At 60.0% G+C, this 13,254-nt stretch carries 8 protein-coding genes; 6 read left to right on the top strand and 2 right to left on the bottom strand.

The annotated features are described in order from the left end of the window. Positions 1–5: 5 nt before the first annotated feature. Both AC6RV7_RS19410 and AC6RV7_RS19405 read right to left on the bottom strand, forming a co-directional pair. Positions 6–1,085 (bottom strand): phytase, encoded by a 1,080-nt coding sequence (locus AC6RV7_RS19410; protein WP_500095857.1) that lies wholly within the window; start codon positions 1,083–1,085, stop codon positions 6–8. 20 nt (positions 1,086–1,105) lie between these two features. Then, complete coding sequence (locus AC6RV7_RS19405; protein WP_500095856.1) at positions 1,106–3,895, bottom strand: TonB-dependent receptor; 2,790 nt, start codon at positions 3,893–3,895, stop codon at positions 1,106–1,108. Between the two features lie 287 nt (positions 3,896–4,182). Between AC6RV7_RS19405 and AC6RV7_RS19400 the strand changes: the two genes are divergently transcribed. The 6 genes from AC6RV7_RS19400 to AC6RV7_RS19375 all read left to right on the top strand — a co-directional run bounded on the left by AC6RV7_RS19400 (position 4,183) and on the right by AC6RV7_RS19375 (position 12,798). Next, positions 4,183–4,758 carry an RNA polymerase sigma factor gene (locus AC6RV7_RS19400; RefSeq protein WP_500095855.1) on the top strand — a complete coding sequence of 192 codons (576 nt, stop codon included), beginning with the start codon at positions 4,183–4,185 and terminating at the stop codon, positions 4,756–4,758. A 74-nt stretch (positions 4,759–4,832) separates the two neighbouring features. Beyond that, a complete protein-coding gene (locus tag AC6RV7_RS19395) occupies positions 4,833–5,663 on the top strand; it encodes a zf-HC2 domain-containing protein (RefSeq protein ID WP_500095854.1) in 831 nt (276 codons plus the stop codon). A gap of 116 nt (positions 5,664–5,779) precedes the next feature. Beyond that, positions 5,780–6,790, top strand: a complete 1,011-nt coding sequence (locus AC6RV7_RS19390; RefSeq protein ID WP_500095853.1) for a hypothetical protein — start codon at positions 5,780–5,782, stop codon at positions 6,788–6,790. An 874-nt stretch (positions 6,791–7,664) separates the two neighbouring features. After that, on the top strand, positions 7,665–11,105 hold the full coding sequence (locus AC6RV7_RS19385) for a hypothetical protein (protein WP_500095852.1): 3,441 nt from the start codon (positions 7,665–7,667) through the stop codon (positions 11,103–11,105). Then, positions 11,102–11,560 carry a response regulator gene (locus AC6RV7_RS19380; RefSeq protein WP_500095851.1) on the top strand — a complete coding sequence of 153 codons (459 nt, stop codon included), beginning with the start codon at positions 11,102–11,104 and terminating at the stop codon, positions 11,558–11,560. The genes AC6RV7_RS19385 and AC6RV7_RS19380 overlap by 4 nt, the downstream gene beginning before the upstream one ends. Next, complete coding sequence (locus AC6RV7_RS19375) at positions 11,557–12,798, top strand: 5'-methylthioadenosine/S-adenosylhomocysteine nucleosidase family protein (RefSeq protein WP_500095850.1); 1,242 nt, start codon at positions 11,557–11,559, stop codon at positions 12,796–12,798. The genes AC6RV7_RS19380 and AC6RV7_RS19375 overlap by 4 nt, the downstream gene beginning before the upstream one ends. Positions 12,799–13,254: the final 456 nt, after the last annotated feature.

The raw sequence follows: 13,254 nt of genomic DNA, 5'->3' as shown, positions 1-13,254 counted from the left end.
TTGCGTCAGCGCTCCTCCAACGCCGGCACCGCCGCCGCAACCTCCTCCCACGCGTAATAGTGAAACACGCGGCCGTTCGACATCGCGACGAACAGCCCGTGCGGAAACTTCGACCCGAGCGGCACGCTCGTCACCTCGCTGCCGTCGCTCTCCACCGCGGCCACGGGGAACGACCCGATCTCCGGATGGGAATGCCGATCGCCGGGAACGCCCGCGCGGGGAAACACCCGAAACCGATCGGCCTGCTGGTCCGAAACCAGAATCCAGCCTGTGCCGTCCGGCCGGCGATAAATCGAGATGCCTTCGTGATCCCGCGTGAAACCAGTCGTTGCAAACAACGCCAGCTCCTCGTCGGCTCGCTCCGCCTCGGGGTCCGCGCGGTATTTCCGCACGCCCACGGTTTCGTCGGAATAGTAAACGTAGCCGAGCTCCGCATCGACCGCGATGGCCTCGATTTCCTTTTTGCCGCTGTAGCGGCCGAACTGGCGCACGAAGGTCATCTTTACCGTGCCCGCGCCATTATCCTCGAGCCGATATTGGCCGAGATAACCCTCGGCCGGTCCCGACTTGCCGCCGACGATCGCAAACAGCGCCCCGTCGCGCGGCCGCGGGTAAAGCGCGACGCCCATCGGCGCGCGTTCCGCGTCGCCGTCAAACAGCACCAGGTCCCCGCGATCGATGCAGGTCAGGTCCGGCAGGCGGTAAACCCGCAGTCGTTGCTGTTCGCGCTCGGTCACGACCGCCACATCCATCCGCTGCCCGCCCAGCCGAAATCCGTAGGCAACGTCGACATTGTTCGGCCGCTGCAAACCCGGCACGACGTGCACGACCTTGCCATCGAGATCGTAGGCGTAGAGCGCGCCGTCCGAGTCCTTGTCGGTGCCGAGCACGAGGCTTTTGGCCGGATCCTCCGGATTGATCCAGATCGCCGGATCGTCGGTGTCATGCTTCGTCGGCTCGGTCACGACCTGCGGTTGCAAGGCCCGCGGATCGACCCTCGACGAGCGACACGCCCCCGCCGCGAAAACGAGCGACAGGAGCGCCAGGGAAGGAACGTAAAACGGCCGGAGAATTTGGGCGCGCATGATGTTGATTATAGTAAAGATTACAGGGACCACCGGACGCCGAAGTTCGCGCTCCAGCCGTATTCTTCAAACTGCGCCAGACGTCGCCCCTGCGTCGTGCCGGGCGAACGGAAGTAGACGCGGAACGGATCGTCGGTGAGATTGATGCCTTCGGCGAACACTTCCCAGTTGTGATTCAGGCGGTAGCGCACCGTCAGATCGAGCTGCGTGAAATCGTCGACGTAGCGATCGCCCGCCGCATCTTCGCCCACCGGTTCGTCTTCGCGCAGCCGTTCGCTGCGGAAGTTGAGCGCGAGCCGCACGAAGAACCCGGCCTTTTCATAGGAGAGCGCGAGATTGCCGATGCGTTTGGAGTTGCCGATGAACGGCAGCTCCTCGCCCGGTCGCGTCGGGTAGGTCGCACTCGAATCCGTAAAAGTCACGTTCGCGAGCAGGCCGAGGCCGTCGAACGGCGCCGGCAGAAACCGGAGCTGCTGCTGATACGCAAGCTCGAGGCCGCGGATGTCGCCGTCCGAGCCGTTGCGGAAGGTGATCAGGTCGTAGCCGGCAAACGTCGGATAACCGTTCGCCGCCGCGTCCAAGGTGATCTCATACGAGAAGTTTTCGATCTGCTTGTAAAAGACCCCGGCGGACAACACGCCCAGCGACGGCAGATAATAGTCGATCGACGCGTCCCAATTGGTGGACTCGAGCGCCTCGAGATACGGATTTCCGGCGGTGATCTCCTCGTCGTCGGGATTGATGCCGACAAAGGCCGCTGAGTCGCCGAACGACGACCGGGCGAGCGAGTGCGACCACGACGCGCGCGCGACCGTGCGGGGCCCGAGATCGTGCCGCAGATAAAGGCCCGGCAGCCATTGATCGTAACTCCGCGATACGCGATTGCGCCCGAGCACGGTTTCATTTTCGAGGTCGACGTTCTTGCCCGTGAAATCCGCCTCCGTGCGTTCGTAGCGCACGCCGCCGATCAACAGGGTCGCGCCCACCTTCACCGAACCCATGGCATACCCCGCCAACACGTCCTCGCGCGTCCGCCAGTCGCCGAGCTCGCTGTCCTCGAACACGCGCTCGCTGGCGAACTCGGCGCGGTTCGGATACAATGCCTGCGACGCGCGATCGCCATCGACACGCGGCACGGCGAGATACGGATACGCGCTCAGGCCGCCGTTGAGGTTCGCATACGTGAAATCCGTCGGACCATCGGTGAGCTCGAACGCCTCCACTTCCTGGTCCTTGTTCTTCGTGCGATAAAGCCCGCCGAATTTGAGATAAGCGGGCGCAGCCGTCGCCAGCTCCACGCGGGCATTCACCGCCGCGTCGAACTCCGTCTCGTCGCCGGCATCGTCGCTGTAGTCTATCCGTTGAAACGCATACGTCGACGGATCGGCGATGCTGCCGCCGGCGAGCTGTTCGACCGAAAAGCCATACGGTCCGTCCATCCGGTAGCGAAACGCACCATCGCGTGCGTTGTGGCGGAAGCGCAGCGACGCCTCGCCCGGGTTTTCCTCGTGGCCCTTCGACCACGCCAGCCGGCCGTCGAACCGCCAGTCGCCCACGGCGGTTTCGCCGCCAGCCGTGATCGCCGTGAGCTCCTGGATTTTTTCGCGCAGCCGGACGTCGCGCCGCCAGCGGCGCATGTCATTAGACTCGGCCGAGGTCGCGTCCGCCGCGACGAGCGTGCCTTCGGTAAAATCGAAGACCGAGCGATTGCGATACTCGTGATCCGTGAACTTGTGGTAGGTGCCGTGCAAATACAGGTGCGTCTGTTCCGCGGGCTTCGCCTCCAGCGCCGTCGTCAGTCCGTAGCGCTCGCGCTCGATCTGGTAATCGCGAAAGTTCACCGCCTCGAGCAGGTAGTAATCCTGGCGGTCCGTCGGCGAGGTCTCGAGCGAGTAGCCGTCCTCCTCGTAATTGTAGGAGCCGAATTTGCGCATCTGATACGTCGGCGCCACCAGCACGCCGAACTTGCCGTCGGCGGTCAGGTTCGACGCGGAGGCGTTGACCTTGTAGCCGAGCTCGTCGGCGAGATGCGAGTAGAGCCCCTCGAACTTCAACGACGCATCGAAACCGTCCACGTCGAACGGACTCTTGGTCTTGATGTTAACCTGTCCGCCGAGCCCTTCGCCGTCCATGTCGGGCGTCGCGACCTTGAAGACTTCCACCGACGACAACGCGTCTGACGGAATCACGTCGAGCGCGATGCCGCGATCGCCTTCTTCGGGCGAGGCGATCTTCGCGCCGTTGAGCGTCACGGAATTGAGCGCGTAATTCACGCCGCGCACGACGATGTAGCGCCCCTCGCCCTGGTCGCGGTAGAGCGCGAGCCCCGGCACGCGCTGCAACGCCTCGGCCGCGTTCTGGTCGGGAAACTGGCCGATCTCGTCGGACGCGACGACGTTCATCAAGGTCGCCGACGCCTTCGCCTGGTTGATCGCACGCGCCGCGCCGACCGCCGAGCCGGTGATCACATAATGATCCATCTGCACGACATCCCGGTTGAAAACGAGATCGAGGCGCATCGGGCCGTGGACGTCGATCGCCTGACTCAACGGCTCATAACCGACGTAGCTGACGACCACGTTCTGCACTCCCGCGGGCACGCCCGGAATCGCGTAATCGCCCGTGGAGTCGGTGTAGGTCTCCAACGCGGTGCCGCGCACCGTCACGCGCGCGCCGCCGAGCGCAAGCTTGGTGAGTCCATCCGTAACGCGGCCCGTCAAGGTGCCGGCGCTGCCCGTCGGTTGGGCGGATAGGCCCACCGCCAAAACCAGCGGGACCAGAAAACGAAAAAGTCGGTGCAAGGTGTTCATCGCCGCGACCCTGCACATCCGGGAAAATCCCGGTCAAGCGACCGGCGGCCGCGTCACCGAATTATCACCCGCCGGTCACGCCACCGTCGCAAAGGGGCAGTTTCCCGTCGTCCGGCAGGCCGCGATGAACGGCGAATCCCGCCGCGAAAGTTTCCGGTAACCTTTCGCGCGCGCGCCGGTTTCCCTCTGCAACTTCCTCATGCTTCCGTCCCGCCGTGATCGCTTTGTCCTCAGAAATTCGTGTCCCCTCCCGCCCGCCTGCCGCTAGATTCGGCGCCGACGCTCCCGTGGAAACCGCGACCGCTCCCCTCTCCGATCACGAACTCATGCTCGCCGTGCGCGACGGAGAACTCGACGCCTTGGGCGAGTTGTTCGAGCGGCATCACGGGCCTCTGTTCGGTTTCTTGGTGAAACTCACCGGCAGCCGCACCGCCGCGGAGGATGTCGCCCAAACGGTGTTCCAGCGCATGCTCAAATACCGGCACACTTATCGCGACGACGGCAGTTTCTGCGCCTGGATGTATCATCTCGCGCGCCGCTGCGCCGCCGATCACTTCCGCAAAACGTCCCACGGCCCGGCGTCCACCGATCCGGTTCAACTCGACGACCGCGCCGACGAACGCCCCGACGCGAGCCAGGACGCCGCCGCGCGCGACGAGCAGGCGCTGCTCCACGTCGCCCTCGCGCGCCTCGACCGCGACGACCGCGAGATCCTTCTGCTCAGCCGCTTCCAGGAGCTCTCCTTCGCCGAAATCGCCGGCATCCTCGAATGCTCCGTCGGCGCCGCCAAAGTCCGCGCGCACCGCGCCCTCAAGGAACTGCGCGACGTCTTCCTCCAGCTCCAACGCACCGGCCGCTCCTGATCGCGCCCACGGCCACTTTCCCGCCCACCGTCCCCATCACTTTCACTCTCACGGTCACTTCGTCCCCTCCTCCCATGGATTGCACCCGCGCCCAAACCCGGTTTCCGGAACTCCTCGACGGCCGCCTGTCCGAGGCCGACACCGCCGACGTTCGCGCGCACCTCGCGTCCTGCCCGTCATGCCAACGCGAATACGCGTCGCTTGCGCAGACGCTCAACGCCGTCGATCAGCTGCCGGCCACCCGTCCGGGTCCGCGTTTGCGCGCCAACTTCTACGCGATGCTCGAAGAGGAGAAAAACTCCGCCGCCAGCCTGCGCGCCGCCGTCGTCCGCCGCCGCCACGCCGCCCGCGTTTCACTCTGGCGCTGGATTCTCTCGCCGCTCGCCGCGCTCGCGATCGCTCTTGCCGGTTTCAATCTCGGCACGCGCTACGGCGCTCCCGCGACCAGCACCCCGGCGCCGGTCGCGGATCTCGAAACGAAACGCGAGCTCGCCGACCTCCGCTCCAAATTCGATTCGATGAGCCAGGTGATCGCCACGTCGTTGCTCCAGCAGCAATCCACGAACCAGCGCCTGCAGCAGGTCCTCGCCACGCTCGATCAAAAGAATCCGAACCAGAAAGTCCTCGCCGACCTCATCGGCGCGCTCGCGCTCGACCCAAGCGTCAACGTCCGCCTCTCCGCGCTCGACGCACTCTACCCGCACTCCGACCAGCAACTCGTCCGCACCGGCGTGCTCGCCTCGCTGCCGCGCGAGCAGAACCCGCTCGTCCAGGTCGCGATGATCGATTTCCTCGTCGCCGCCCGCGACCGCACCGCGGCACCCGAGCTCGAAAAGATCGCGCGCAGCGAGACCGTCGATCGTGCCGTGCGCGACGCCGCGAAACGAGGCCTCGCCCAGCTCTAGTCCTTCAACGGTCACCCACTTTCGTTCGAACGGAATCTTCCGCGGAGTCGCCACCCAGGCGCGCCGTGTTTTCCCACTCTTCAACCTTCTCCCTGCGCATCCCGTCGCATCCTTTTATGAAAATCCCTCCGCTTCCTCCCTCCCTCGTCGCCGCCTTCGCGATGAGCCTCCTGCTCTTCCCGGCCGCCCGCGGCGAGGCCGAAACCTCCACGATCAAGTTTTCCGATCCCGCCAAACCGGGCACCTTGCGGATCGCGGTCTCCAACAGCGACCTTCGTATCCAAGGTTCGGATTCACCCGAAGTCAGCGTCCGCTCGGAGCTGCAGCAGGAGCGTGGCACGACGCGGCCCGACGGCCTGCGCGTCCTCACGTCCTCCTCGAACTACACGCTCACCGAAAAGGACAACGTCGTCTCGCTCACCTACGGCACGGAGGGTTTTCCCGGCCCCGGCGGCCAATTTGAGATTCAAGTGCCGCGCAACACCAACGTCGTTGTCGCCAACTCGTTCGGCGGCGAGATCGCCGTCAACGGCGTCGCCGGTGACATCGAGGTCAAAAGCCTGAACGGCGAAGTGAAGCTCGGCGACATCGCCGGCGCCGCGCTGGTGGAAACGATGAATGGCGAGATTCATGTCGGCGTGCGTTCGCTGGCCGAAGGGAAGCCCCTGTCGTTCACCTCGATGAACGGCGCGGTGGAGATCCGGTTGCCCGCGGCATCGAAGGCCAACGTCCGCCTCCGCTCCCACAATGGCGCCATCCTGACCGACTTCGACGAGAAGCAACTCGTGACGAAGACCGCCGCGTTGAAAGCCAACCAGGGATTTCTCTCGAGCAAGGACGCCGCGGAGATCCGCGACACCGTGCGCGAAGCCGTTCGGACCGGCATGGAGGCCGCCCGCGAGGCCACGCGCGCCGCGCGCGACGCGATCCGCGAAGCCACCAACGAGACAGGTCGCCCCGGCCCCTACGTTGCGGAGGAAGAAGTCGGACACCTCCCGCTCCCGCCCATTCCGCCGCTCCCGCCCATGACCGGCGGCAAGATCGTCACTGGCACGCTCAACGGCGGCGGCCCGGAAATCCGCGTCACCACGATGAACGGCGACGTCACCCTGCGGAAGAGCCAGTAACCGCACCCGCGATTTTCAACTGCCGCGCCTTTCTCGCAGCCGGAGCTCACCCGCTCCGGCTGTTTTCTCTTTCCCGGTCGACCCGTGCCCGCGCCCGTCATACGTCCGTGGCGCCTGCGCCAGATTCTTTTGAAATCGGTCAGCCCGCTCACACCGAACGGATCCAGCACCGGGTATCGTCCCTGTCGCGGAAAGCCTATCATGGCGATGAGCGACCGCCCTTTTTGGCAGGACTCTCCTCGGAGACGCCATTAATCCCGCTTGTCGGCGAGTAGCCCCCAGTTGGCAAAACGCGGACAATCGCCGTTGATCTTGGCAAAACGCGGATTCGCCACCCTCGACATCGGTGGGGCATTGAGGCGGAAACAACCACGGAAGGCACGACACCCGCTCTCCCGAAGCTATCGCCGGTGGCGAAAACTGTTCGAAGACGTCGACCGGAGCATCCGATGGTCGCTCCGACTTGCTGATTGGCGGCTGGAAGAGCACGCAAACAAAGCGGCCGAATGCGCCCAGCCACACAGAAACATCTAGAGAAGTCCTTGAACGAAGGATCGACACACCACCGAGTGATTCCGCTTTCTCGACCGCGATTCCACGAAAAAAAGCCAACAAACCCCGGATAGCGACGTCGGTTCGATCAGCCGCCCAGAGGTGGCGGGTTCTGCAGAAGGAGACCAACGGGGAACTCGCATCGAGGGGCGCCGCAGGACGCATCGGGAACGCGTGACGCCGGCGGCCGCGAATGACAAGAAACACGTCAGACATGACCGCGGTAGCTATGGCTTAGGTTTTCCCCGAGGCCTATTCGGGATCGACTGGCAATGCACACTGGCCTAAAGTTAAGGTTCTTGCCTTAACTGCCTCTTGCTCGATGCCCACTAAACAAAGTATATTGGAGCGCAAAGTTGTTCGAGAACTATTGCGGTCGGATTCAAGAAGATCAAGGATGTGGGCCATCTCGGTGTTGAAAGAAAGTGAGGATTGGCGCACATCAGCCGCGACTCTTCGATCTCTTTCTACGCAGCAAGTTGCGCCTCTCGTCGGGGGCCTAATTCGAGCTAAGACATACCACGATTTAGCATCAGGGGGACATACAACCTTCTATACGGCGGACGTGCGCCTAGAGTTGAAATGGCTGCTGACGGAGCTGATTGGGTTCTCATCTCTGATCAAGAAACACCTAGAATCGACGCCCGCCATTTACACGAACCTTTTGTTTGGCGATTACTCTCAAGCCAGGGCTGCTATAAACACCTATAGAGATCGGTGTGGCATCACCTATTGGCTAATCGAGCGGGAATTACTTCTCGAAGAACAAGAGCGGGGGCTCGAGGGCAGCCTGGAGAAACGAGCCGAACTCGAAGCCGGCATCAATACAGGCATTGGTGTTTTGCTAGCATACTATTTGGCCATTAAAGTTCAGCGAAGAAGCTCGCTCCAAAGTATATGTTCACGTATTGAAAACGCTTGGATCGACGTCGACTCCGAGCTTCGGACAGAGCTGACCGAGTTCTGGTGGCTGCTGGTCGTTCACCACAAGCCCGTGTCAACATGCACGGATCCGGGCGCGCTCGCCTATAACATCGAACGGTTACCGCTATGCGACCGTTATGTCATCGCTAAGCGCCTTATCTTGGCCCTCAAGAGTCAACAGAATCCCATTTTAGAGGAGTTAATGCCGCAGCTAAATGAACTCTACGCCTGCATGAATGACCCCCACTTAGCAGCGATAATCGATCGTGATGTACGAGATCGACCTGCTCTGTGGCTAGCGCAGAAGGACTCTTTTTGCCACTTGGAGGATCATTATATAAGAGGCAAATACGACCAAGTAATAAGCGCAATCAATGCTCGACTCGACGCTAAGGTAGCCGATTTCGAGGAGCTTCTTCTTTTGGCGCGATCGGAAGTGTGGCAGCGGAAATCGATCGAGGGTGAGGGCAAATCTTCCCCCATTGCTGAGCTCTTGGCAGCGCTCCGGACGTTGGAAACGCCGAATGAAAGCATATCCGACGTCCGCCAGGCTCTAGAGCGCGCAGTCTTGATCACGGGAGACACCCATCTTGGGCTTCAGCTGGGCCACCTGCTAGAGGTCCCGATAGGCGATCTGCTCGCGCCCAAACCAGACTACCGTGGAGTCGAAGGACTCCAGCACTCGCTGGCGAGCCAAGGGACGGCGAGCCCGGCGTCGGCCTGTAGTCCCGGAGCATACACCAGCAATGTCGGAGCGAGATTTCTCATGGCGGCTACGCCATTGCCTGGCGATATGGAGGATCTGCCCAGCGCGCGACAGCTTGAGTGGAAGGCGCGTCTAGCCCAATCGTTGGACCAGCGGGCAGAGGCATTTGCCTTATTCGGCCAGGCTCTGGAGCAGCTCTTGCACGATTGCGCACCTGTCAGCGAAGTGCGGCTCGTTTTTAGGGACCTTTTGAGACTCGGACTCCAAAGTTCTGCTCTTGTCGCCCCACTTCAGTGGACTGCAACACTTTACTTACGAAATCCAGGGTTCCTGCATAGAGGAGAGCTTAAGTTGCTGGCTGAAGCGCTAATCGCCGATTCATCCGTACTACGCGACTCCATAGCGCGACCGATCGCGCTTGCGATCGCTGGCGCCAACAACCGAATCTTGCATAATGCATACGCCGCATTCTTGCGAAGCCGTGGTGTAAAGCGGCCACGATCACTTTTGACCGAAAGTACAGGTGATGACCCAGCCCTGCGGCTGCTCTTTCTTCGCCTCGTCTGCACCAAAGACGTGCTATCGGAATCGATTGAGTTTGCATCCACTGATGAACTCGAAACCGAGCGGCTAGCCATCTGCGATCATCTCCTGCAAAAAGACCGGTCCAATTCGGCGCAATATGAGTTGGAAATCAAGGCGCTTACCGACTCCCTTGCAATAAGGCGAGGTCTCAAGAAAGTCGCGGAGACGAAAATATTCGTTGATGTTGCCGGGCTAAAGACTGCTCGTGACACCCAGTATCGCGGCTACTATTCCAGGTTCAAAGATTCGCTCGTTTTCGACAAAGCGGTCGGAGTCCAGATGTCAGCAAAAGAACTGTTACCTGACGTAAAGGACGAGAATCTTCGCAAAACAACCATTATCGTCGTCCAGGAGCCTGGGTTTCAAGCGTTCGCCGAAATATTTCGGAAGGTTCGGGACGATTTCGTCCTCAGCAACGAGTATGGTCTAGATTCATATCTAAGCGTTCGAGTGCGCCACGGAGTGCTACTGGGACAATTACGTCGGCCGTTTGAGCGTCACCTCCTGATCACGAAAAAGTCCTCCGTCAGCGGGCAGTACTTTATTAATGAACGATGGGAAAGCCTTTTTGGACGAGAAACCGACTCTGCAGCGCAGCTTCAGAAGGTCCTCGCCGGCCTTTCGTCGAGCGTAGACGAGCAAATAGACGCCATAAACGGTAGCTGGCTTCGCGTTTCGACGGAACGCAATCCACGGGAGGGATGTTGCTTCGATTTTTCATACAACGACTTGGAGCTGCTTGCTTTGCATTCTAGAATCCGCTTACTCGACCTCTCCGAAGAGACATTCATCGACCACGTATTCGATGAGCTCTGGGGTAGAACTGAGAAATGTTTAAAGCGGGTACGGGACCAGCTATCCGGCGTCGCGCTACCATGTCTGCTAGACGCTATGGCTTCGGTTGAACGAGAGATATTGCGGATCGCGTCGTCGTCAGCAGCACCTATAGATGAACTGCTACAACAACTTCTTGTCTGTAAAACTGAGGTACAAAATGAAATCAGTTATGTTGCTTCTTGGTTCCATCTAGTAAGGACGGAACAGGAGGGGGATTTCGAAATCCACGCGGCCGTCAACATCGCAAAGCGCATCGCGTCGGATCTGCATCCGAAGATCGAACTCCGGTTTGTGTCCGAACTCGCATCGTCTTGCAGTATCGATGCTCGGCATTTCACGACGTTTGTTGATATCTTTCTGCTCCTCTTCGGCAACGCGCTGAAGCACTCGACCCAGAAGCATGACGTCGCAGAGATCCGTATTGCTGGTGAGTGCTCAAGAGAACACATTGTGCTTGAAATGAGTTCGCTGGTTTCTGAAAATGAGAAGCTTGGCGCGGACGTTGCATCAGCAATCGAATGCCTGCGGAAGGCAAACGAGGGTACCGATTTGGACGCAGCTCGACGGGAGGGGAAGAGCGGTATTTACAAACTCTTGAACCTCCTGCGATACAAGCTGGGGGTTGACGGGGAGACTATTTCCTTCCAGGCGAGGGATCGTCTCTTTGTGGTTACGGTTACAATTCCCAACAGTCAATCTGTGTTACTATGACGATCCTCATTGTTGAAGACGACCATAATAAGCTGACGCAGATCAGGGGCTACCTTTCCCAAGAGTTTTCAGACGCATGCCTGTCGGAGGCATATTCGTTCCGTTCGGGGCTGAAGCATATTGTTGAGCAACACCCCAGCTTGGTACTGCTGGACATGAGTCTTCCAACTTACGACATCACGGCTGCTGAGCCAGGACACCGCTTTCGTCAGTTTGGTGGGAGGGAAATTCTGGGAGCGATGGTCGACAATGGGATTCGGTGCCGAACGATCGTAGTTACACAGTTCCCTAGTTTCGGGGAGGGCACAGGGAAACGGACGTTGGCGGAACTTGATAAAGAGCTTCGCGCCGAGTTTCCCGGAATTTATTGCGGGTATATCGCTTATAATCCATCTGAAGAAGCATGGAAGGAGCAGCTCAGGAACCAAGTGGTCGACACGATGAGCAACCAATGAAAATACTTGTCGTTGAGGATATAGCTGAGAAGGCAAATGACATTGTTCTGGTCCTGACCAAGTCTGCGGGCGTTGATGCTTCGGATGTTACAGTGGTAGTAGATTGCATTCAAGCGAAGCGGGCGCTTGCCACTGAGCGTTACGATATGTTATTGCTCGACTTGCTCATTCCGCTCAGGTTTGGCGATAGACCAGAAGCTTGCAGGGGGCTTGATCTGCTATCGAGTATCGAACAAGACAACGGTATTCAGAAGCCGGGAGTAATCGTCGGGATCACGGCCGACGACGTTGCTTATAACGACACACTATCACTTTTTGCAGACCGACTGTGGTTTTTGCTCAGGTACGAGCGTGGTAAAGACGGGTGGGCGCGGTCAATTTGTAACAAGGTCGAATACATCCGGAAGATCGGGAAGAGCACTGGCACGGAGCAAGCGCGGGCGTTCAGAACTGATGTGGCAGTCGTCGCGGTATTACCAAGCCCTGAGTTCACCGCCCTGAAGAGCCTGCCTATCGAGTGGATGATCGACATTGTCAGCGGTGATTTTGGCGAGTACGCTACCGCGGTCGTGGAGAGTTCGGCCGGCGCTACTTCTATCGTTGCTACCAGTTGCCCTCAGATGGGAATGCCTGCCGCCGCCGTGGTCACCGCCAAGATGATCGAGCACTATCGGCCACGGCACGTCGTCATGGTAGGCATCTGCGCTGGTTACCGAGATACTGCGGGACTGGGCGATGTGATAATCGGCGAGCAGTGTTGGGATGCTGGAAGCGGCAAGATCTCCGTCGAACGAGGAGAGCGGCGATTCCTTCCGGAACCGCGGGTAATAAGCCTCGATGGAAATATCCGAGAGGCGTTAGGGCCTTATATCCAGGAAGCGCGGGTGCCAATTCGCGGAGGTCTTAGGTGGGAGGGCGCGGTCCCGAGTAGCCAGCCAAGGGTCATTGCCGGACCTATTGTGTCTGGCGCAGCTGTCGTTGCGAGCGCTCAGGAGGCAGCGACGTATCGAGCTGTGCATCGCAAGATAGCCGCTATCGATATGGAGGCCTACTCAATGGTCTACGCGGCCCAACATTGCGGACGGCCGGCACCGTCGGCGCTAGTAATAAAATCCGTGTGCGATTTCGCAGATGAGTTGAAATCCGATGATTACCAGGCGTACGCTGCTTTTAACAGCGCGGCGTTCTTTTACGCTCTCGTCGTCGACGGCTTCTTTACATCGCGCCGTTTCCGATGACTGACCGACTGGTAGTTAGCTTGGCCAATGACTTTCTGCCCGGCGAAGCAACAATGGGTGCCAACATTACCTCCATCTGTTGCCCCGAAGGAATCTCTCAACTTCTGCGTGCGAGTAGATCTTCGTCCGTAGGTAAGGCAGCGATTTGAGCAGGCCCCGCGCTTCCAGCCGGTAGATGCTCACCTTCGAAACTCCGAGCTCTACGCTCAACTCGGCGAGCGAGTAAGCCAGTTTCTGCCGAATCGGCCTGACTGACTCGGGCGCTGGTGCTGTCGGTCGCGGGTCCGGCGCCTTGGGCGTGCTCAAGCGCATTCCAATAATCTCAGCCACGCGTTTGGCCGTAAGCGTCCGACGTTCTGCCTCGTAGACGAGTCGTAGTTGTGACGACTACGAACGCTCGTCTGGCATAGTTGTGACAGCTACGAGGCAGTTTTACGAGGGCTGCCACTGTGCCGG

The sequence above is a fragment of the Opitutus sp. sgz309028 genome (assembly GCF_059821195.1).
This window is presented reverse-complemented; position numbering and strand designations above follow the sequence as displayed.